This window comes from Albimonas donghaensis, assembly GCF_900106695.1.
GTDB lineage: Bacteria > Pseudomonadota > Alphaproteobacteria > Rhodobacterales > Rhodobacteraceae > Albimonas > Albimonas donghaensis.
Map to the genome: position 1 here is coordinate 140,194 of NZ_FNMZ01000009.1, position 22,009 is coordinate 162,202.

Here is a 22,009-nt window from a genome sequence, read left to right on the forward strand (position 1 = left end):
CGCCTTCCCGCCGACACGCTCTCATGGGGCGACGGAGGCGTCGGGCGGGGCCTGCGCGAACCGCGGCTCCAGGCCCCGGCGAACGCGGCCCGCGCCCCTCCGCCCCCCCTCCGCCCCCCCCGCCGCGCTCCCCCCCTGCGCGCCCGGCCTCCCTCCCGCGTCGGCGCCGCCCGCGGCCCCCTTGCCACGCCGCGCCGGCGCCCCGTCGCAATCCGCGGAACGGTCGGGGCGCGGCGCGTCTCCCGCGCCTCGGCCTCCCTTTCCCTGCGCCCGCGCGACCGCTTGACCGCGCAAAGCCCGCGCTTATTCTGTCCGACAATCCGGAGGGTCGCCCCGCCCGGCATAACCACAACACCCCGCGCGCCCCGGACCCCGCTCCCCGGCCGCGGACAGGGAGGACATCGCATGACCCAACCCGGCGCCCGCGCGGGCCGCAACGGCATCGGCGACGCGCTTCGCCGCACCGTCGCCCGCTATCCCGACAAGACCGCGCTGATCTGGCAGGACCGCGCCTGGACCTTCGCGGAGATGGAGACGGCCGCCTTCCGCATCGCCTGCCACCTGCGCGACGCCGGCCTGAAGAAAGGCGACCGCGTCGCCGCCTTCGCCCGCAATTCCGACAGCTACTTCCTGCTCTGGCTCGCCTGCTGCCAGTCGGGACTGATCCACGTCCCCGCCAATTTCGGCCTCACCGGCCCGGAGCTGCGCTACATCGTCGAGCAGTCCGGCGCCCGCGCCCTGATCCACGACGCCGCCCTGACGGGCGCGGTGGACGACGTGCGCGACGTGGACGGGCTGGAGTTCATCTCCCGCTTCGACGGCGGCGACCCGGTCGACGTGCTGAAGGCCGCGCTGTCGGACGCCGAGCCCGAGCGGGAATGGGACGTCGACGGCGACGACTTCTGCCAGATCCTCTACACCTCCGGCACCACCGGCAAACCCAAGGGCGGGCTGATGAAGCACTCCGCCCTGCTGGCCGAGTTCATGTCCTGCATCTACGCGCTCGACATCTCCGCCAACGACCGCTGCCTGTGGTCGCTGCCGCTCTATCACGCGGGCCAGCTGCACACCTTCACCAACCCCCAGATGCTGGCGGGCTGCACCTCGGTGATCCTGGAGCAGCCCAAGCCCGAGGCGGTGTTCGAGGCGATCGAGACCCACGGCATCACCTCCTTCTTCGCGCCGCCCACGGTCTGGGTCAGCCTGCTGCGCCATCCCGGCTTCGACGGCGCCGGCATGGATCGGCTGGAGAAGATCCAGTACGGCGCGTCGATCATGCCCGAGCCGATCCTCACCGAACTGCGGGAGCGGATGCCCGGCGTGCAGGTCTTCAACTGCTACGGCCAGTCCGAGACCGGCCCCCTGACCACCGTCCTGCGCCCCGAGGATCACGACGGCCGCCTGACCTCCTGCGGGCGCACCGTGCTGAACGTCGAGACCCGCGTGGTGGACGCGCAGATGAACGACGTGCCGGTGGGCGAGACGGGAGAGATCGTCCACCGCACCCCGCATCTGATCACCGAATACTGGAACCGCCCCGAGGCGACCGCCGAGGCGTTCGAGGGCGGCTGGTTTCATTCCGGCGACATGGGGAAATTCGACGAGGAGGGCTTCCTCTACGTGGTCGACCGGCTGAAGGACGTGATCAACACCGGCGGCGTGCTGGTGGCGAGCCGCGAGGTCGAGGACGCGCTGTTCACTCACCCCTCGGTCTTCGAGGTGGCGGTGGTCGGCCTGCCCGACCCCAAATGGCTGGAGGCCATCGCCGCCGTGGTGGTCCTGCGCGAAGGCGCCGCCCCCACCGAGGCCGAGCTGATCGCCCATTCCAAGGCCAGCCTCGCCCATTACAAGGTCCCCAAGCGGGTGATCTTCGCGACCGAGCTGCCCCGCAACGCCTCGGGCAAGATCCTGAAGCGGGAGCTTCGGGTGCTCTATGGCGGCGGCGAAAGCGCGGTGTCTGCCGGCGCGGCCTGAGCGCGGCCCGCCTTCCTGCGGGGCGATGATGCGAAAAGGCCCCCCGGTTCGCCGGGGGGCCTTTGCATTTCGGGGGGCCGATGCGTGATCCCGGAACCCGGAGCGCAACGTCCCGGGCGCGCCCTCGGCGCCCCCACCCGGCATCGGACGTGACGGGCGCGAAGGACGGGCCCGGCATCGCTCCTAGACTTGCCGCATTCGACTGCGCACAGCCCGGACCGCCTGAAAGGCGAGCAGCCCCGCGGGACCGAACAGAAAGATCAGCGGCAAGCATGGCGCGACGAGCCGGAAGCGCAGGCCCTCCGAGCGCGCCTTGCGGCAGGCCCATGCCCCGATGAACAGATCGAAGGCCAGGAAGTGAACCCACCCCGCAAGGGCGGCCTGCTCGTGGGAGAAAAGCGCCATCACCTCCGCCAGCGAGCCGAAGCCGCCGCCGCCGTCTGAAGACGGCAGGATGAGCAGCGCGAGATAGCCGAGCGACAGGACGACCGGCAGGATCATCCCCGCGATCAGGTCGGACCATAGCGGAATGCGCGGCGAGACCAGGAGGCACAGCCACCCCGTCATGGCGACGACGCCGGCGAGTGAGAACAGGGTTTCAAAGGTCATGATGAGAGTCGCCTTCCGATTCGGATCAAGGCGGCCTGTCTCGTGCATATTGCTTGCAAACGCAAGCTATTTGCAATATATGACCCGCATGACGGATACACACACAACCCTTGCGCTGCGTCTGCTCCAGGTCACGGATGATTTCCGGGCCGGGCTGTCGGGCGAACTCTCGGCCGTTCACGGCATCTCCGTGAACGAGTTCCTGCTGCTGCTCCATCTTGAGCGTTCCGCGGCGAACCGGCTTTCCCGGGTCGACCTGGCGAAACGGATGCATGTCAGCGCGTCCACGATCACGCGCATGGCGGCGCCCATGGAGAAGATCGGCCTCGTGGATCGCGCGGCCGACGCACGCGACGCGAGGCTTGTCTTCGTGGTGGCCACGGAGGCCGGCCGCAAGAGGCTGTCCGAGGCGCTCGCGACGTTCTCGAAGCGGGCGGGCTATCTGTTCAGCGACCGCTGGGAGGATCAGGAGGTCGACCGCTTCGCCTCGATGCTGCGCCGCCTGATGGCCGGGTCCGGAGACACGCTGGCCTGAAACGGACGGCGCGCAGGACATGGGCGGGACATGGGCGGGACATGGGCTTGCCGGCGGCCTGGCGGCGGGCCACGGGTCCGTCGCGCTTCGCCCAAAGGCGAAACACAGGCGCAGGCCTGCATCCGGCGCGGCCGCGTGTCGTCATGTCTGGACTGGAATGACCGGCATCCGGTCGGTGTTGCGAAGCGGTCCGCGGGACCGGTCTTCGTTATCGTAGGGTGGTGGGCGCGGCTGGTATCGAACCAGCGACCCCTACGATGTCAACATAGTGCTCTACCACTGAGCTACGCGCCCTCGGGCCGGGGAGATATACGCCCCCCCGCCCCCTGTCAACACGCCCCGGACACGCGGAGGTCACGGAGGCCGCGGAACCCGGCGCCCGCGCTCAGAACGCCTTGAAAGTCAGGGTGGTGAAGGTGCGCTCCAACCCGTCGAGCCCGTGCACCTCCTCGTTGATGAAATGGCCGATATCCACGTCGTCGGCGACGTAGAACTTGGCCAGCAGGTCCCATTCGCCGGAGGTCGAGTAGATCTCGGACGCCACCTCGCGCCGGGCCAGCTGATCGGCCACGTCATAGGCCCGCCCGAGCCGCGTCTTGATCTGCACGAAGAAGCATTGCATCGCCGGGATCTCCCTGTCGCCTCGCGGACGGCGCCGTGCGCGGTCCCTGTCCAGCCGCCCTCTTACCAGTCCAGCAGCGCCCGCGTCAGGGGGCTGTCGAGCTCGGCCAGCGGCGCGATCACGTCGAAATGGTGGGCGCCGGGGGCGAGATGGGCGGCGACCTCCGCCTCCGCGCCCCAGGCGGCGGCGATCAGCCGGGCCTGGCGCAGGTATTCGGGCCGCTCCGCCGCCCCGGTCCAGGCCAGCAGGCGGGCGCCGGGGGCGGGGGGCAGATGCGCGGGGCTCTCGCCCGCCGCCTCCGCCGCATCGAGCCCCAGCACGTCGTTCAGGCCCGTCCGCAGCAAGGGCCGCAGGTCGAACAGGCCGGAGATCGCCACCGCCCGCGCGATCCGGGCGCGCAGAGGGGCGGGCAGGTCCATGTCGGCGCAGAGCAGCCGGGCCGCAAGCTGCCCGCCCGCCGAATGGCCCGCGACGGCCACCGGCCCGCCGGGCACGGCCTCCGCCGCCGCGATCAGGGCGGCGCGGGCCTGCGCCCCGATCCCCGCGATGCGCGCGGCGGGGGCGAGCGTGTAGGAGGGCATGGCCACCGCCCAGCCCCGCGCCACGGCGCCCGCGGCGAGATGCGACCACGTCTCCCGCCCGAAGGCGCGCCAATAGCCGCCATGCAGGAACAGGACGAGGCCGGCGGGATCGCCCTCGGGCAGGAACAGGTCGAAGGCCTCGCGGCCCGGATCCGCCAGCGGGCCGGGATAGGGCAGGTCCAGCCGGGCGCGGGGGCCGAGCGCGGCGCGGAAGGCGGCGGCGTCGGCGGCCCAGCGCGGCGGGTAGTCGGCGGCGCCGGGGATGTGGCCGCCGTTGTCATAGGCGTCCGACCAGTCGGTCACGGGGACGGAGGGCGCGGGCGCCGCCGAACCGGCGAAGCCCGACTCAACCGGATCAACCGGATCAACCGGGCCCGAATCGAAAGGGGCGGCGCCGGTCATCGCCGGCCCCGCCCCATCCGCTTGCATGACGTCATCCGATCCATGGAGATCAGAGCGCGCTTTCGATCCAGTTCTGCAGCGCCGACTTGGGCGCCGCGCCGACCTTCGAGGACGCGACCTTGCCGTCCTTGAACACCAGCAGGGTCGGGATCCCGCGCACGCCGAACTTGGAGGCGGCGTTGGGGTTCTCGTCCACGTTCAGCTTCACGATCTTCACGCGATCGCCGAACTCGGCCGACAGCTCCTCCAGCGAGGGGCCGATCTGCTTGCAGGGGCCGCACCATTCGGCCCAGAAGTCCACCACGACGGGCGTGTCGGACTTGATGACATCCATCTCGAACGTCGCGTCGGTGACGGGGGACGTGCCCATCTCGGCTCTCCTTGTCTCGTGTCGGCGAAGCGGAGGCGTCGCGCTTGCGCAGCGCCCCGCCGCCGGGTTGTCAAAGCTAGGTATGGCGCCGGCGCGGGTCAAGACAACGATCCGTTCACGGCCCCGCGCGCATAGCGGCGTTGCGCGGCCGCCCCGCGCGCATGCCAACATTCCGCGGCCGCCCCGCGCGCATGCCAACATTCCGCGGCCGCCCCGCGCGCATGCCGACATTCCGCGGCCGCCCCGCGCGCATGGCGACATTCCGCGGCCGCCCCCCTTGCCCGGTCAGCCGGTCTTCAGCGCCGCGACCGCCCGACCGAAGGCGGCGTCGAGCGTGGCGGGGTCCAGCACCTCCAGCCGCTGGGCCGAGGTCCAGAACAACGCCGCCTCGATCTCCGCCTCCGGATAGGCGGCGGCGAGCGCGGCGCGGTAGCCGGCCATCTGGCGCAGATAGGCCTCGGGCGTGGCGGGCGGAACCGGGCCGGTCTTCCAGTCCAGCAGGCGCAGGCGGCCGGGCGCCACGATCAGCCGGTCGAGCCGCCCGATCATCCGCGCCCCGCCCGGCAGGTCGGCCGAAAGCGTCGCCTCGGCCAGCGCATCGGGGGCGAGGAACGGGGCGGCGTCGGGATGGTCGAGCGTGCGCAGGGCTTCGGCCACCGCATCCGCCCGGACGCCCGCATCCATGTCGGGATGCGCGGCGGCGACGAGCGCGGCGCCCCGCCCGGCCCGGTCCCCGCCGGGTTGGTCGGGCAGGTCGGGCAACAGTTCCAGCAACATATGCACCGCGTCGCCGCGGGCGCGGGCGACGTCCCGGGCCAGCGGGCGGGCCAGGGGCCCCGCGATGGGCTCGCCCTCCTCCACCGCCGCGGGGCCGTCGCCCAGCGGCGCCGCTCCGGGGGCGAAGGGCGGCGCGTGATCGCCCTCCGCCCCCATCAGCGCCGAAGCCGCGAGCCGCTTCCGCCGCGCCGCGGAGGGCGCCAGGGGCCCCTCGGCCAGCGGCGCCAGTCTCAAGGCGGGGGGGACGTCGGGCGCCTCCGCCGGCTGGGACGCGGCGGGGGGAGCCGCGGGCGGCAGGGCGTCGGCGGGCGGGGTCTCGGGCCAACCCGTCTCCAGCACCATGACCGGGGGCAGGTCCGCCTCTCCGGCCAGCGCGGCGGGGACGGGGCCGGGGCGGGCGCCCAGCGCCTCCATCGCCGAGGCGACGCGGCCGTGCCAGCTCGCCTCCGCATCGCCGCGCCCGGTCTCCACCCCGCAGACCAGCAGCCGGGCGCCGGCGCGGGTCAGCGCGACATAGAGCAGGCGCAGGTCCTCCTCCGCCTCCCGCGCCGCGGCGATCTCCTTGGCCTCGGTCACCGGCGCGGCCTCGTCGGCCCTGGGGGCGGACCAGATCGCCACCTCCGGGTCGCCGGGATCCACGGGAGGCAGTTGCAGCACATCGCCCCCCCTGTGCCCCTGCCGCGGCCCGGCGTCGCCGAGGATCACCACCGGCGCCTCCAGCCCCTTGGCGCCGTGCACCGTCATCACCCGCACGGCATCGCCGGCCCGCCCCATCTCACGCTTCAGGGCGAGGTCGCCGGCGGCCTCCATCCAGGCGAGGAAGCCGGCCAGCGTCGGCGTCTCCGCCTTCTCATAGGCCAGCGCCTGGGCGAGCAGTTCGTCGACCGCGTCCTCCTCCTCCGGGTTCAGGCGGGCGCGGATGCGGGCGCGGGCGCCGTGGCGGACCAGGGCGTTCTGCAGGATCTCGTAGGGGCGGGCGAAATCGGCGCCGTCGATGGCCTCGTTCAGCAGCGCATGGGCGACGGGCCAGTCCCCCGCGCGATCCCTGAGGCGGTTCCACAGCGAAACGCCCTTCGGCCGCCCGGCGGCCAGCTCGAACACCCCCGCCTCGTCCACCCCGCCGAGGGGCGAGCGCAGGACCTCGGCCACCGACAGATCGTCGCCGGAATCCAGCGCCGCACGCAGCAGCGACAGCAGGTCCCGCACCGCGAGGCTCGACATCAGCATCAGACGGTCGGCGCCGGCCACCGGCACCGCCCGGCGCTTGAGCTGATCGACCAGCATCGTGGCCAGCGCGCCCCGCCGGCGCAGCAGCACGATGACGTCGCCGGGCCGCATGGCGCGCCAGCCGGAGGGGGCGTCGCGGTCCGGAACCGCCCCGCCCTCGCGCAGCATCCGGTCCACCTGCTCGGCCAGCGCCGCCGCCAGCCGCGCGGTGGGGGCCAGCGGCGGGCGCGCGTCGACGGGGGCGTGCCAGGGCGGCTCCTCGCCCTTTTCGGGCGGGGTCAGCAGGGGCCACAGCTCCACCCGGCCCGGCATGGCGGCGTGGAACGCGGAATGCGAGGGGGCGTCGCCATCGGCGCTCAGCCCCTCGGGCGCGTCGGCGAAGACCTGGTCGACCAGCCCGAGGATCACCGGAGAGGACCGGAACGACCACGCAAGCTGGGTCTCCCGCAGGGCGGGCCCCTCCCCCGCCGCCTCCATCGCCGCGAGCCGGTCGCGGAACAGGTCGCGCATCCGCCCGAATTCCCGCGGCTCCGCGCCCTGGAAGGAATAGATCGACTGCTTCTCGTCCCCCACGGCGAAGACGGTGCGCCCGGCCTCCCGCGCGCCGGCGCCGGCGAAGAACTCCTCGGCCAGCGCGCGGACCAGCCGCCACTGGTCGGGGGAGGTGTCCTGCGCCTCGTCGATCAGGATGTGGTCGAGGCCGCCGTCCAGCTTCCACAGGGCGAAGGCGGCCATCTCGGCCTCGGTCAGCAGGCGGCCGGCGATGCGCACCAGGTCGTCGAAGTCGATGGCCCCGCGCCGCGTCTTCTCCACGGCGTAGCGGGCGAGCAGCGCGTCCCCGAACCGGTGCAGGTCGAGCGATTTCGCCAGCCCGTCCTGCGCGATGCGGCCCTGGCGCAGCTCCACCGCCATTTCAACGACGCCCTCCACCGCCTCGGCGGCCCAGGGCCAGGCCGCGCGCACCGCCTTGGTGGGCAGGGTCTTGAGGCTGCGCGGCTCGCCCTTCTGGGTCAGGCCCGCGGCCTCCACCGCGCGGATGGCGGCGGGGATGTCGCCCGCGTCGAGCGCCGAGGCCGCGCCCGCCAGCAGGTCCGCCAGCTTGCGGTCCGTGGCCCCGCCCGTGGTCAGCGCGGCGGCGAGATCGCGCAGCCCGTCCGGCCCCTCGGCCATCATCCGCCCGCCGGCATGGTCGAGGAAATCCCAGCCCTCGGGCACGTCATAGGCCGCGTGCAGGGCGGGGGCGGCGCGGTCGGCGCCGGGGAACCAGCCGCGGCGGTGAAAGACGGATTCGGACAGGCTGGTCAGTCCGGTTTCGGTCAGCCGGTCGGCGGCGGCGTCGAAGGCGGGGTCGGCCCCGGCCTCGGCGGCGCCGGCCATGTCGTCGCGCAATTCGTCCAGGATGCGGGCGCGGGTGCGGTCGTCCAGCTCCACGAATCCCGCCGGCGCCCCGGATTCCAGCGGGAACCGGCGCAGCAGCGCGGCGCAGAAGGCGTGGATGGTCTGGATCTTCAGCCCGCCCGGCGTCTCCAGCGCCTTGGCGAAAAGCTTCCGGGCGCGGGCCAGGTCATCCTCGCCCTCCGGCGGGTCGCCGCCCAGCGCCGCAAGCTCCGCCGCCAGCGCGGCGTCCTCCATCAGCGACCACTCGCCCAGCATCCGGAACAGCCGCTCCTGCATCTCGGCGGCGGCGGCGCGGGTGTAGGTCAGGCACAGGATGCGCTCGGGCGGGCAATCGGCCAGCAGCAGGCGCGCCACCCGCTTGGTCAGCACCGAGGTCTTGCCCGACCCCGCATTGGCCGAGACCCAGGCCGAGGCGCCGGGGCTCGCCGCCTCGATCTGGGCGCGGGTGGCGGGGTGGAGTTCGGGGCGGGTGTCGGTCATTCGCCGCCCTCCTCACCGGATTCGGACCATTCGCCATGGCGGGCGAGCTGGTCGTAGTCCCCCGCGAAGCGCACCGTGGCCATGCGGGCGCGGGACAGGTAGCCGGTCGCCGCGTCGTCATAGCGGGCCACCAGCGCGCCCAGATCCGCCCAGACATCCGCCACCGGGTGCTTCACGAAATCCACCGCGCTGGCCTTGCCCCCGACGCCGGCGCCCGAAAGGCCGAGATATTCCGCCGCCGCCACCGGGGCGCCGGGCACGTTCTCGAACCCGCCGGCCTCGGCCACCGCGGCCTCCAGCAGCAACTGCACGCTGAACACGCCGATCTGTTTGGAGGAGGGGACCGAGCCGGTCTTGTAGTCGTAAAGCGCCAGCCGCCCGTCCAGCAGCCGGTCCACCCGGTCGGCCTTGCCGGAAAGTTCGAAGGCCCCGCCCGGCGGGCCCTCCAGCACGCGGGCGCCCTTGACCTCCAGCGCCTCGACCCGGCCCTCGGCGCGGCGCGCGGCCTCGCCGGCTGCGATCCAGTCGGCGGCGCGGGCGAGGCGCTTGGACCAGAGCCTCCGCAGGGCGGGCCAGGGGGCGGCCTCGGGCAGCTCGCGTTCCGCGGCCGCCATAAGAGCGGCGCGCAGGGCGGCGGGGGTGGACTCGGCGCCGGTCCAGTCGCGGGTGGCTTCGGCGAAGGCCTCCATCACCGCGTGCAGGGCGGTGCCCATGTCGCGGGCGTCGGGGGCGCGGCCGATCGGGTCCAGCTTGCGCAGCCGCAGGACGTGGCGGGCGTAGATGGCGTAGGGGTCGCGGACCAGCGTCTCGACCTGGGTGAAGGACAGCCCCCGCGGGCGCAGCGCCACCGGCGGGGTCGGCGCGGGCCGCGGCGCGGGGTCGATCCGCGGGCCGGCGTCCAGCCCGTCCGCCCCCCGCGCCAGCGCCTGGCCGCGGGCGCGCATCGCCGCCAGCGCGGCCTTGTCGGCGCCCTTCAGCAGGTTCTCCAGCCGCACCAGCCAGCGCGAGGGCGAGGCCGGCCCGCCATCGTCGCGCAGCGCCCGGCTCAGCACCGTGCGCGGGGCGCAGGCGGCCTGCAGGAAGTCATGCGCGGCCAGCCCGATCCGCCGCTCCGGCGAGGCCAGCCCGAGGGTCTTGCGCATCTGCCGGTTCAGCCAGGGATCAGGGGTCGGATGGGCCGGCCAGACGCCCTCGTTCAACCCGCCGAGGATCATCAGGCTGGCGCTTTCCGCCCGCGCCTCCAGCGCGCCGAGGATGCGGATGCGGTCATGCACGCGGGCCGGGTCGGGGCGGGTCTCCTCGGCCTGGATCAGGGCGAGCCACAGCGCCCCGTAGCCGCCGGGCGGGGGCGAGGCGCCCAGCGCCGGGGCGGCCTCCTCCAGCCCGTCGAGAAAGGCCCGCGCATCGCGCCCCTGCGCCTCGGCCCAGAGCGGGAGATCGGCGGGGTTCTCCTCTCCCGGTCCGGCCTGTCCCGCGGCCAGCGTCTCCGCCACGCGGCGATGCAGGGCCACGGCGGCCGGGAGATCGGCGGGGGGCGAGGCGAGCGGGGTCAGCGCGGCGCGGACCCAGGCGAACCAGGCCAGGAAATCCTCGGGCGGGTCCTTGCGGGCGCGCAGGCGGGCGTCGAGCCGATCCCAGTCCACGTCCTGGGTGCCGCCGCGCAGTCCGTCCCGCTCCAGCTTGCGGAGGAACCGCAGGTGCGGGCCGCGCTGTTCCGGCGCCGTCTCGCGGTTGTCGGCGGTCAGCGGGTGGCGCAGCAGGGCGGCGAGGGTCTCGGCGGTCATCGGCCGGCCCAGCCGCCCGGCGGTCAGCCCCAGCAGGATGCCCGGCGGGGTCAGGCCCAGCGGCCGCCCGCCGCTGTCGTCGGGCGCCACGCCCCAGCGCGAAAGCTCCGCCGCCACGCGCCGGGCCAGCACCCGGTCCGGCGTGATCAGCGCCGGCGTCCCCCCCGCCGCGGCCTCGGAGGCGAGCGCGGCGGCGATGGCGGCGGCCTCGTCGCGCGGGGTCTCGGCCTCCAGCAGGGTCAGGCCGGCGACGGCCTCCGCGGCCTCGGCGGCCTGTTCGGGCAGCTCGCGGCGCCAGGCGTCGGTCACCGGGGCCGGGCGCAGGGCGCGGGTCAGCAGGCGCAGGCGCGCGGGCGCGGGGGGCGCCGGACAGGTCTCGTCCCAGGGCGCGGGATCGTCGGGGCGAAGGCCCAGATCGCTCAGCAGCCGCGCCATGTGGTGATGGGGATGCTCGGGCCGCGGCTCCTCCGCCGTCAGGCTATCCCACACGTCGCCGGCCATCGCCGGATCCCAGCCCGGCAGCACCAGCGCGCCCGAGGGCAGCCGCGCCGCCGCCCGCATCAGTTCGGCCGTCGCGGGGGTCGAGCCGGTGGAGCCCGCCACGATCACCGGATCGGTCGGGGGCGAGGCCTCCCACCGCGCGATCAGGGCGGCGACGGCGAGCCTTCGGCGGGCCTCGCGGTCCGGGGCGCCGTGCTCCTCCTCCGCCAGGTATTCGGGCCAGGCGTCGGCGAGGATCGACAGGAATTCCGCCGTCAGGGTCCAGTGCGCGGCGTGCTCGTTCAATTCGAGGTCGCGCAGCGCCTCCGCGCCCTTGCCGGCCGCCTGAAGCTCATCGAGCAGCGCGCGCAGGGACAGCGCCAGCGCGGGGGCGGAGGCCGGGTCGGCCAGCCCCGGATTGCCGACCAGGAAGGCCTCGGTCAGCCGCATCAGCGCCAGCGTCCGGCGCAGTCGGCCCCGCCCCTGCGGGATGGCGGCGGCGAGCGCCTCCTCCGCCAGTTCGCCGACCAGCGCGATGCGGGGGAGGAAGGCGGCGGGGCGGCCGTGTTCCAGCGCCTCCGACACCGCCCGCCCGGTGCGGCGCGCGTTGAGATAGAGCCGCACGCGGGCCATGGCGGCGGGATCGTCGGCGGGCAGCCGGGCGCGCAGCCCGCGGGCCAGCGCCTCGGAGAAATCCACGCCCGGCGGGGTGAAATAGACTTTCGGCCTGGCGCTCATGCGCTCGCCCCCGGGGCGGCTTCGGAAAGCACCGCGGCGGCTTCCTCCAGCCCGGCGGGGGTTCCCACATCGACCCAGGGTCCGTGATGGAGCGCCCCGAACACGCGCCCCTTCGCCAGCATCCGGTCCCAGATCAGGTTGGTGGAGAACGCGCCCTCCGGCCCGTCCGCGAAGGCGCCCGCGCGAATGATCTGCACTCCGGTATAGACCAGCGGAGCGGTCGGCCGGTCGCCCCGGCGGGTCAGCCGACCGTCCGCCTCCGCGAAGAAGTCCCCGGCCCGCGTATAGGCCCGCGCATCCTCGCGCGCGACCAGCAGCAGCAGCGCGTCCATCCGGGCGGGGTCCCAGGCGGCGGAAAGCGCCGGCAGCGGCGCCGGTCCGCCGAACACCGCATCCGAATTCAGCGTCCACACCGGCCCATGCCCCAGCAGCGGCAGCGCCCGGCGCACGCCGCCGCCGGTTTCCAGCAACGCGTCCGTCTCATCCGAGAACAGGATCTCCGGCGCCGCCCGGCCCGCGAGATGCGCGCGGATCTGGTCGGGGAAGTAGTGCAGGTTGACCACGGCGCGCGCCGCCCCGCCCTCCGCCGCGCGGTCGAGCGCATGGTCGATCAGCGCCCGCCCCCCGGCCCGCAGCAGCGGTTTCGGCGTCGTCGCGGTCAGCGCGCCCATGCGCGTGCCCAGCCCGGCGGCCAGCACCATCGCCGTATCGGGCGCCGTGTCGGGCGCCGTGGCGGGGGTCGTGTCGGGGGCCGTGTCGGGCGCGCTCATGCCGTCCTCCCGGCCCGCAGGCGATCCAGCACGGCGGGCTCGGGCGCCGGGACATGCCGTGCGACGAACGCCGCCAGCGGGGCCAGCGCCGGATGCGCGAGGTCCCGTTGCAGGTGCCCCCAGACCCGCGGGATCAGGTCGAGGTAACGCGTTTTGCCGTCCCGCAGCCGCAGCCGCGCGAAGATGCCCACGATCTTCAGATTGCGTTGCGCGGCGAGCATGGCGGCCTCGGCCTCGAATGTTTCGCGGGCGCCCGCGGGGACCCCGGCCGCGTCCAGATAGCGGGCCGTCGTCGCCGCCCTCAGCCCGGGCGAGGTGTCGCGCCGCGCATCCTCGGTCAGCGAGATCAGGTCATAGGCCGGGTGCCCCGCCAGCGCGTCCTGGTAGTCGATCAACCCGACCCGCGCGGTTCCCTCCCGGCCCGGCAGCCACAGCATGTTCTCCGCATGGTAGTCGCGCAGCGCCAGCGCCGTGCGCGCGCCCGCGACCGGCGCGAAGGCGGCGTCCACCCGCCCCGCATAGTCCTCGGCCAGCGCCTCCGTCCGCAGGCCGAGCCCGTCGAGATACCAGTCCGCCGCCAGCATCGCCTCGCGCCGCAGGGTGGCGGCGTCATAGGGGGGGATCACGTGGCGGGCGGCCCCCGCGGGGGTCTCGGAAGGGGCGGGGGCGGCGTGCAGCTCGGCCAGCAGCTCGGCCGCGGCGAGGTAGAGCGGCGTCTCCGCCTCCGCATCCGCCGCGCAGACGCGGGCGTAGAGGTCGTCGCCCAGGTCCTCGATCAGCGCGAAGCCGGCCGGCGCGTCGGCGGCGATCACCGCGGGGGCGGAGAAGCCGCGGGCGCGCAGAACCTCGGTGATCCCGAGATAGGGGACCATGTCCTCGCCCTTCTCGGGCGGCGCGTCCATCAGCACCGCCCCCGCGCCCCCCGGCCCGCCCGAGAGCCGGTCGTAGCGGCGGTTCGAGGCGTCGCCGGCCAGCGGCCGGATCTCCGCCCCCGCCCAGCCGGCCTCGGCGAGAAAGCGGGCCTGAAGGGCGGCGCGGGCCTCCGGATCGAAGCGGGGTTCGGTCATCGCGTCAACGCGGCCAGCGCCGCCTCCCATCCTGCGCCGCGGGCGTGGACCTCCATCAGCCGTCCCTCGCCCCCGGGCTCGAAATCCAGCGCCAGATCCAGCCGGCGCGGCGGCATCGCATCGCCCAGCCGGTCGGGCCATTCGACGAAGCAGACGGCGTCCTCGAAGGCGTCCTCCAGCCCCAGCTCGATCACCGCGTCGGGGCCCGGGAGCCGGTGCAGATCCGCATGCCAGACCTCGCCCCGCGCCGTCTCGTAGACCTGCACGAGGGTGAAGCTGGGCGAGGGGATGTCCTCCTCGCGCCCGTCCTCGGCCAGCAGGGCGGTGATCGCCGCGCGGGCGAGCGCCGATTTCCCGGCCCCGAGATCGCCGCGCAGCATCACCGCGTCGCCGGCGTTCAGCGTGGCGGCGAGCGCGCGCCCTGCGGCGTCGGTGGCCTCCGCGTCGGGCAGGATGCGGCGCAGGTCGGGGGCGTCGGGGTCGGACATCTGGCGGGGGGCTCGGAGCATTCGGGCGGCGCGACGATCGGCCGGGGGCGACGGGCCGCGATCATGGACCGCCGCGCGGGCAGGGGCAATGCCGGGAGCGGGGCCGCGGGCGGGGCCGTCGGACCAGAGGCCGCGCCCCGCCCGCCCGAGACCGTGAAGACGGCGCCCCCGTCGCCGGCGCGCCGGGGCGGAACCGGGCCGGCGGCGGGCGGTCGGCCGGCGCGCTTCGGACCCGTGACGCTGGGCGCCCCGCCGGGATGAAGGCGCCGCCCGGGAAGACGGGGCGCAGCAAGACGGGGCGCGGAAAGACGGGGGGGGGGCGGCGCCGCGCAGGGATCAGGCGCGCTCGGCGCGGGGCGGCTCCGATACCGCGGGGGCGACGGCCCTCAGCGCGGCCAGCGGCAGCGAGCAGACCACGTGCAGGCGGTCGCCGCGCGGGCCGATCTCCTCGGCCTCCAGCGCCTCATGCGACATCGCGGGCGCGCCGCGGCGCACCAGCTCCACCCGCACCCCGCCGCCATGCAGCTCGGCGAAGCGGCGCACCAGCGCATGGGCGAGCCCGCCGCGCACCGCCGCCTCGGGCTCCGACCGGCCGTCCAGCGCCGCCTCGGGCGCGGGCTCGTCGGTCCAGACCTCGACCCGGTCGCCCAGCTTGCGCGCGCCGGCGCGGACCCAGCCGCCCCGCGGCGCCCGGTGCACCGCGTCGGCCACCAGGTTGAACAGCAGCTGCCGCAGCCGCTGCGCGTCGCCCTGGATCTCCTGGCTCGCGTCCAGCGCCTCGTCGGCCTCCAGCGACAGCGCCACGCCCCGCGCCTGCGCGCGCCGCCGCGCCACGTCCAGCGCCGAGGCCAGCGCCGCATGCAGGTTCACCGGCTCCGAGGTCATCGCCAGCACCCCGGCCTGCGCCGAGGCCAGGTCCGAGACGCCGGTCAGCGCCTCCTGCATCTGGCCCGCGGCCTCCAGCACTCCTTCGAGCAGCGCCAGCTGGCGCGGGCCCAGCGGCGCGTCCGGCCCCTCGGCCGAACCCCCGGCCCCGCCCCCGCCGCCGCCGCGTTCGTCGGCCCCGTCGCGCAGCCGCTGGGTCAGGCCCGACACCCGGGCCAGCGGCGTGCGCATGCGCAGGCTGACCTGCTCGATCAGGGCGCCGCGGATCTCCTCCGCCGCCTCCAGGGCCGAGGTCCGGTCGCGCATCGCCGCCTCCGCCCGCAGCGCGTCGGTCACGTCGAGGAACGCCACCAGCACCGAGCCGTCGGGCAGCGCCGCCACCCGCGCCCGCAGCCGGCGACCGTCGGTCAGCGTCAGCTCATCGGACCAGGCCGAGCGCGCGGCCGTGCCGAAAAAGCCCTGCAACTGGTCCCAGACCTCGCCGCCCACACTGCGGGCGCGGAACCGGGCCATGGCGTCGGCCAGCCGCAGGCCGTCGCCGTCGGCGTCGGGGCGGAACCCCCACATCGCCGCGAAAGCGGGATTGGCGAAGCGCGCCACCCCGTCGGGACCGAAGGTCACCACGCCTTCCTCCAACCGGTCCATGACCGCGCGGCGGGTCTCGGTCTCGGTCAGGAAGCGGCGCTCCAGGCGCGCGGTCTCGGTCACGTCCTCGAACAGGAAGGCCACGGCGCCCTGCGGATGCGGGCGGGCGACCATGCGGATCTGCTCCTCCCCCGGCAGGTGCCAGATCTCGGTGCGCTCGGGGCGCGGGCCGCGCAGGTCGGCGTCGGTCCGGTCCCCGCTTCCGAACAGGCCGAGGATCCCGCGCCGCCACTGGACGAAATCGTCCTGGTCCGGCAGGCGGCGGCTCTCGCGCAGCTGCTCCAGCACCGAAGGCAGGTCCGGCCGCGCCGCCAGCCAGGCGGGGTCGAGCCGCATCAGCTCGGCGAAAGCGGGGTTGAACAGGCCCAGCCGCTGCTCCCGGTCGAAGATGGCGAGGCCGATGCGGATATGGGCGAAGGTCTCGGTCAGCGTCTCCACGAAGCGGCGCAGGGCGCCTTCGGCATGGACCGCGGAGGCGGCGTCGACGGCGAAGCGCAGATCCTCGCCCTGCGCCCCGACGCGCGAGGAGATTTCGAACCAGCGGCGCTCGCCGGTGCCGGCGTCGAAGACCGCGGCGCGGCCGTCGCGCCCGTCGACCCGATCGTCGGGCCCGGACGCGGATCCGGACCCGGACGCGCCGCGCGAGGGCGCGTCGGGGTCGGCCCTGTCGGCGCGCGGCTCGGGCCCGCCGAGATCGCCGCGCAGCTCCGGCAGCGCGGGCGCGGCGGCCGCGCGGCCCGTGCGCCGGGCGCCTTCCGCCCCGGCCGACGTTTCGGCCCCCGGTCTCGCGCCCGTCCCCGGTCTCACGCCCGTTGCGGCCTCGGCCTGCGCCTCGCCGGCGCCCGACATCCGGCGGTAAAGGGCGTTGCCCCAGACCACCCGCCCGGCCGCGTCCCGCCGCCAGGCCATCACCGGGGCGGCGTCGAGCACCGCCTCCGCCGCATCCCGCTCGGCCCGCGTGGCGCGCAGATCGGCCCGCAGGCGGGCGAGCTCGCGGCGCGCGGGACCGGCGGGCGCGAAATCCACCCGCGCCTCGCCGCCGCGCGGGGCGCAGATCAGCTCCCAGGTCTCGCCCTCGGCATCGTCGACCATGGCGCGGAACTCCAGGCCGTCCGACTCCAGCAGGGCGAAGGCGGCGGCCAGGTCGGCCGGTCCCTCGATCACCGCGACCCCGCGCGCGAACGCGGCGACCTCCACGCCCTGCGCGCCCAGGCCGGGAAAGCGGCGGGCGGCCCGGGACAGGGGCATGAGCGCCCCGTCCTCCAGCCGGAAGGGAAGCGCCGGGCCGCCCGCGGGACGCCCCTCGGCCCCGACGGGCCGCAGGGCGCGCGCCCCGGCCAGGCGTTCGCTCAGCCATGCGCCGGGCGCGGACAGGGCGAGCGGGCGCGCCCCCCCGGCCTTTTTACGGACGGCATCCGCGGCGGAGGGCTCGGTCCCGTCGTCGCGACGGGGCGCGCCAGGCGCGGCGGCCGGTCCGGACCCCGCGCCGGACATCCGGTCCGGCAGGGCGTCGAGCGCCGAGTCCCGCGGAGGGGCGGGCATGGCCCGACGCTGCGCACGATCACGATCACGGCCGCGGCCGCCGAACGCGAACCAGACGCCCAGGCCCGGGGCGAGCCCCAGGGCCGCCGCCGCCGTCGCCGCGCCCGCGGCTCCGGCCAGAAGTCCCAAAAGCAGATCCGCGCCGCCGATGGCGAGAAGTCCGGCGAACGCGCCGACGCCGAAATCCGCGGCTCCCGTCAGGCTGTGCATCAACCCGACCTCTCTGAAAGCAAGTTCGGCGGGTCTCACGCCGAAGGACACTTTCGAATTCCTAATGCAACTTTTGCGCGAGTTCTACGTTAAATGTTCTTCAACGAAAAACTGGGGTTGAGCCCCAGTCCCTCGCGCGGGCGGCCCTCGGGCAGGTCCAGCGCGCCGCGGGGCCAGACCGCCTCCACCACCGCCCCGGTGGCGCGGCCGGCGGCGGGGTCGGGGCGGGCGCCGGCGCGGTCGCCGCGGGCGCGGCGGGCGTGGCGGCCCTCGGCGTCGGCGCCGTTGGCGAAGCTGACGCGGGCGCCGGTCCGCTCCAGCAGGGTCTTGGCGATGAACAGGCCCAGCCCCATGCCCTCGTAGCCCGCCCGCGCCTCCGAAGGCGGGGCGATCGGGTCTCCGCCCCGCGGCGCGCGGCGCAGGCGGTTGCGCACGAAGGGATCGCCGAGCCGGCCCAGCATGTCCGCGCCGAAACCCGGCCCGTCGTCGCCCACCGCGATGCGGATCTGGCGATCGTCCCAGTCGATGTCGACCCAGACGCAGTCGGCGGCGAAATCCACCGCGTTCTGCACCAGGTTGCGCAGGCCGTGGATCACCTCCGGGCGGCGCTCGACCTCCGGCTGGGCGGGGGGCGGGTCCGACAGGGGGGCGCCCTGAAGGCGCAGGATCACCCGCTTGCCCCGCGCGCGATGCGGGCCCGCGGCTTCCTCCACCAGCCCGTAGATCGGCAGGGTGCGCACGTGGCGGTCGTCCTTGCCGGTCTCCGACATCTCGCGCAGGATCTCGCGGCAGCGCTCGGCCTGGGCGCGGATCAGCTCCACGTCCTCGGCCAGGTCGGGATCGTCCTTCAGCTCCCGCGCCAGCTCTCCCGTCACCAGCTTGATGGTGGCCAGCGGCGTGCCCAGCTCATGCGCCGCCGCCGCCGCCAGCCCGCCGATGGCGGTCAGCCGCTGCTCGCGCCCCAGCGCGTCCTGCGCGGCCGACAGCGCGCGCGACATGGTCCAGACCTCCGCCGTGATGCGCCGCGCGTAGCCGCCCACGAACACCAGCCCGATCATCAGCGCCGCCCAGGTGCCCAGCACGATCAGGTCCGGGGGGGCCACGACCTCGCCCGTCTCGAACCGCAGCGGCAGGTAGGCGCGGGCCAGCACCGTGACCTCCAGCGCGGCGAAGCAGCCCAGGATCAGGGTGGAGCGCAGGGTGAGCGCGGTGGCCGAGACGATGACCGGGGCCAGCGCCAGCACCGCGAACGGGTTGGTGAGCCCGCCGGTCAGGAACAGGAGCGTGCCGAGCTGGAGCAGGTCGAACAGCAGGATCGCCGCCGTCCAGCGCTCCGACAGGCGCTTGTTGGCCGGGTGCACGGCCTGCGAGGCGATGTTGAGACTGACCGAGGCGGCGATGGCGCCGAAGCACCAGCCGGTGGGGAGCTGGAGGTCGAGCGCCAGGTCCGCGACCAGCACGGTCAGCGCCTGCCCCGCGGCGGCGAGCCATCGCAGGGTGGTCAGGGTGCGCAGCCGCACCCAGTCGGAGCGTGCGGCCGAGGCGCCGCCGAAATGAATTCCATCAGCCATGGCCGAGCGATAGCACCCCGCGCGACCCGGCGGAAGCGGGCCGGCGCCGGGGACGACGCGCGCGCCGGCCGGCGCGGCTGCGGTTTCAGCCCGCAACCCCTTTCCGGGCCCGTCCCGCCCCCGTCCTTGCCGTCGCCCCGCCCCCCTGCCCTGACCGTCGCCGCGCGTCCCGTTCGCCGCCGGGCGCCCCCGCCGCAGCGCCGCGCGGGCGCTCCGCCGCAGCGCTCGGGACGGTCGTCGCGCGGCTCCCGGCACGATCCGGAAGCGCGGGCGTGCCGCATGACGCGCACAGGCGGCGGGCGAAGCGGTTGCCGCCCCCACGCCGCCCGGAGCGCCTACGCCCCGTTGCCCCCGGCGACCGCAGCGCTCGGGCGCCCCCGCACCCGTTCCCGTCCCCGCCCCCGTCTCCGTCGCCTTCCGCGCAGCGCGCGCCCATCCCGCCGGGCGCCGGGCCGCGCGCTCCGCCCCGCGTCGCCGCGTCGCCGCGGGCGGCTCGCGCGCGAAGTCGTGATGGCTCCGCGGCCCGGCGCATACGCGCGTCTCCGCCGGCAAACCGCGCGCCGCCCGGTCGCATATCCCTGTCATTCAACGAAAACGCCCGTCCGGCCCGCCCTCGCGCCGCCCCGCCCCCGTGCCTGCGCGCGCGCCGCGTCCCAGCGTCGCGCGCGGTTTCCCGGACCGGCGGGCGGGTCTATAACCGCGATCCGCGGCATATCCCTGATCGCGGACCCTCCCGCCGCCTCAAAGGGCGCGCGAAACGGGGCCGCGCAGGCCGGAAACGAACAGGCCGGGATCGAACAAGGCCGGAACCGCGCAGGCCGAGACCGCACGAGATTGGGAACCGACATGACCGCCAAACGCCGCAGCTCCGCCCGCTACGCCGCCCTCGCCCTCGGCGCGGTCGCCATCGGCCTCGCCGCCGGCGGCTGGTTCGCCTTCGGCCCCGGCGCCGGCGACGACGACCGCTTCGCCCAGTGCCGCGCCGCCAAGCTCGCCGGCGGCGCCATGAGCCTCGGCGGCCCCCTCGACCTCGTCGACCAGACCGGCCGCGCCGTCACCGAGGCCGACGTCATCACCGGCCCGACCCTGCTCTATTTCGGCTACACCTTCTGCCCGGACGTCTGCCCCTTCGACACCGCCGACATGGCCATGGCCACCGAGATCCTCGACGAACGCGGGATCGAGGTCACCCCGGTCTTCATCACCATCGACCCGGCCCGCGACACGCCCGAGTCGCTCTCGGACTTCGTGGGCGCCCTGCATCCCAGGATGCTCGGCCTGACCGGCACGCCGGAGCAGGTGGACGCCGCCGCCAAGGCCTGGCGGGTCTATTACAACAAGGCCGGCGAGGGCGATGAGGACTACCTCATGGACCATTCCACCTTCACCTATCTGGCCGCGCCCGAGGTCGGGTTCCTCGAGGTCTTCCGCCGCGAGACCACGCCCGAGCAGATGGCCGACCGGGTGCAGTGCTTCGCCGAGCGGCTCTGAACCACGCCGGATCGCCGGAGGCGGCGCCGGACCGCTCCGCGGGCGGGGCGGAGAATCGCCCGCCCCGGTTCCCGGTCTCCGCAAGGCCTCTGCGCCCCGGATTCCCTTGCGGCGCCTTGCGAAACCGCTGCCCGCGGCCCCGCGCCGGGGCCTGTCCCGCGGGCCTCGCCTCCCCCAACATGCGGAGCGTGCTGACGATTTTCCCACGAAAACCGTCACGCGGCTTTGACACGCGCGACAATTTCCCTAGTGTCGCGCGCGAATGAACCCTTGACGGAGGCCGCCGCAACATGACCGACGCCGAAGAAGAGGTTGAGCTGCGGGACCTCGGCCCCGACCGCTCGCTTCTGGTGCTCGACGACGACGAACCCTTCCGGCGCCGACTGGCCCGGGCGATGGAGCGTCGCGGGTTCGAGCCCACCGCCGCCGAGAGCGTGGCCGAAGGGATGGCCGTGGTCCGCCGCGCGCCGCCCGCCTATGCGGTCATCGACCTGCGGCTGGAAGACGGCAACGGGCTCGACGTGGTGGAGGCGCTGCGCGAGGCGCGGCCCGACAGCCGCATCGTGGTGCTGACCGGCTATGGCGCCATCGCCACGGCGGTGGCCGCGGTGAAGATCGGCGCGACCGATTACCTGGCCAAGCCGGCGGATGCCGACGACGTCGAGGCGGCGCTGCTGTCCTCGGGCGAGGTCAAGCCGCCGCCGCCCGAGAACCCGATGTCCGCGGACCGGGTGCGCTGGGAGCATATCCAGCGGGTGTTCGAGCTCTGCGACCGCAATGTCTCGGAGACCGCGCGCCGCCTGAACATGCACCGCCGCACGCTGCAGCGGATACTGGCCAAGCGCAGCCCGCGCTGAGCCGGGACGCAAGGCGCGCGCGCCCTGCCGCTTGTGAACGCCCCCGGCCGCAACGCCGGGGGCGTTCGCGTTTTCCGCCCCTCCCCCTTCTTCCGCCCCCCCCCTTCGAGCCGTCGTCCCCGCCCCGCCGCGCGGGAGCCGCGCGTCATCCGGCCCGAGGGCGGCGAGGTCTCGCCCGCGCGGCCCTTCCGACGGCGCGCGGGTCGACAGGTCGCCCGCCGCCACCGCCCGCGACGGTCCCGCAGGCGCCACGGGCTCAACGCCGCGCGGGCGCACCGGCGCCGTCGGCGCGACAGTCGACGCGCGGCTCCCGCGCCGGGGAGCGGGGCGGGGGGGGGGGGCGGGGGGGGGGGGGGGGGGGGGGGGGGGGGGGGGGGGGGGGGGGGGGGGGGGGGGGGGGGGGGGGGGGGGGGGGCGGGGCGCGACCGGCGCGCAACCTCCCGCCGCGCCCCGCTTGACCTCGCGCGCGCGTGGCGGTTGAGTTCGCGCCCGAGCCGTCGGGCCCG

At 75.3% G+C, this 22,009-nt stretch carries 15 protein-coding genes and 1 tRNA gene; 4 read left to right on the forward strand and 12 right to left on the reverse strand.

Features of this window, described 5'->3' with window-relative positions; all coding sequences use genetic code 11:
- Positions 1-405 precede the first annotated feature (405 nt).
- Positions 406-1,974, forward strand: a complete 1,569-nt coding sequence (locus tag BLV24_RS18400; protein ID WP_092684543.1) for a fatty acyl-CoA synthetase — start codon at positions 406-408, stop codon at positions 1,972-1,974.
- A gap of 183 nt (positions 1,975-2,157) precedes the next feature.
- Here the strand turns inward: BLV24_RS18400 and BLV24_RS18405 are convergent, their stop codons facing one another.
- Complete coding sequence (locus BLV24_RS18405) at positions 2,158-2,583, reverse strand: ABA4-like family protein (RefSeq protein ID WP_092684545.1); 426 nt, start codon at positions 2,581-2,583, stop codon at positions 2,158-2,160.
- A 79-nt stretch (positions 2,584-2,662) separates the two neighbouring features.
- Here BLV24_RS18405 and BLV24_RS18410 point away from each other — a divergent pair, with 79 nt between their 5' ends.
- Positions 2,663-3,118 (forward strand): MarR family winged helix-turn-helix transcriptional regulator, encoded by a 456-nt coding sequence (locus BLV24_RS18410; RefSeq protein ID WP_218133468.1) that lies wholly within the window; start codon positions 2,663-2,665, stop codon positions 3,116-3,118.
- Between the two features lie 219 nt (positions 3,119-3,337).
- Here BLV24_RS18410 and BLV24_RS18415 read toward each other — a convergent pair.
- The 11 genes from BLV24_RS18415 to regB form a co-directional block, all read right to left on the reverse strand.
- Positions 3,338-3,412 (reverse strand) — tRNA-Val (locus tag BLV24_RS18415).
- Positions 3,413-3,503: 91 nt separating this feature from the next.
- A complete protein-coding gene (locus BLV24_RS18420) occupies positions 3,504-3,740 on the reverse strand; it encodes an Lrp/AsnC ligand binding domain-containing protein (protein WP_092684547.1) in 237 nt (78 codons plus the stop codon).
- A gap of 62 nt (positions 3,741-3,802) precedes the next feature.
- The gene (locus tag BLV24_RS18425) at positions 3,803-4,750 is read right to left on the reverse strand and encodes a hormone-sensitive lipase (protein ID WP_245710655.1); all 948 of its coding nucleotides are present in this window, start codon (positions 4,748-4,750) and stop codon (positions 3,803-3,805) included.
- A gap of 22 nt (positions 4,751-4,772) precedes the next feature.
- Positions 4,773-5,093: a thioredoxin gene (gene trxA, locus BLV24_RS18430; protein WP_092684549.1), complete on the reverse strand. Its 321-nt coding sequence runs from the start codon at positions 5,091-5,093 to the stop codon at positions 4,773-4,775.
- A 285-nt stretch (positions 5,094-5,378) separates the two neighbouring features.
- Positions 5,379-8,975: a double-strand break repair helicase AddA gene (addA, locus tag BLV24_RS18435; protein ID WP_092684551.1), complete on the reverse strand. Its 3,597-nt coding sequence runs from the start codon at positions 8,973-8,975 to the stop codon at positions 5,379-5,381.
- On the reverse strand, positions 8,972-11,977 hold the full coding sequence (gene addB, locus BLV24_RS18440) for a double-strand break repair protein AddB (protein WP_092684553.1): 3,006 nt from the start codon (positions 11,975-11,977) through the stop codon (positions 8,972-8,974). The genes addA and addB overlap by 4 nt, the downstream gene beginning before the upstream one ends.
- Positions 11,974-12,747, reverse strand: coding sequence for a nucleotidyltransferase family protein (locus tag BLV24_RS18445; protein WP_092684555.1), 774 nt, complete (start codon positions 12,745-12,747; stop codon positions 11,974-11,976). Before BLV24_RS18445 ends, addB begins: the two co-directional genes overlap by 4 nt.
- Positions 12,744-13,814, reverse strand: coding sequence for an aminoglycoside phosphotransferase family protein (locus BLV24_RS18450; protein WP_092684557.1), 1,071 nt, complete (start codon positions 13,812-13,814; stop codon positions 12,744-12,746). Before BLV24_RS18450 ends, BLV24_RS18445 begins: the two co-directional genes overlap by 4 nt.
- Positions 13,811-14,302 (reverse strand): tRNA (adenosine(37)-N6)-threonylcarbamoyltransferase complex ATPase subunit type 1 TsaE, encoded by a 492-nt coding sequence (gene tsaE, locus BLV24_RS18455; protein ID WP_092684559.1) that lies wholly within the window; start codon positions 14,300-14,302, stop codon positions 13,811-13,813. Before tsaE ends, BLV24_RS18450 begins: the two co-directional genes overlap by 4 nt.
- Positions 14,303-14,638: 336 nt before the next feature.
- Positions 14,639-17,080: a sensor histidine kinase gene (locus BLV24_RS18460; protein WP_176954822.1), complete on the reverse strand. Its 2,442-nt coding sequence runs from the start codon at positions 17,078-17,080 to the stop codon at positions 14,639-14,641.
- A 593-nt stretch (positions 17,081-17,673) separates the two neighbouring features.
- Positions 17,674-19,155, reverse strand: coding sequence for a sensor histidine kinase RegB (regB, locus tag BLV24_RS18465; protein WP_092684602.1), 1,482 nt, complete (start codon positions 19,153-19,155; stop codon positions 17,674-17,676).
- Positions 19,156-20,001: 846 nt separating this feature from the next.
- Between regB and BLV24_RS18470 the strand changes: the two genes are divergently transcribed.
- Both BLV24_RS18470 and BLV24_RS18475 read left to right on the forward strand, forming a co-directional pair.
- Entirely contained in the window at positions 20,002-20,646 is a 645-nt protein-coding gene (locus BLV24_RS18470; protein WP_092684563.1) for an SCO family protein, read from the forward strand.
- Positions 20,647-20,936: 290 nt separating this feature from the next.
- Positions 20,937-21,503 (forward strand): ActR/PrrA/RegA family redox response regulator transcription factor, encoded by a 567-nt coding sequence (locus tag BLV24_RS18475; protein WP_092684565.1) that lies wholly within the window; start codon positions 20,937-20,939, stop codon positions 21,501-21,503.
- Positions 21,504-22,009: the final 506 nt, after the last annotated feature.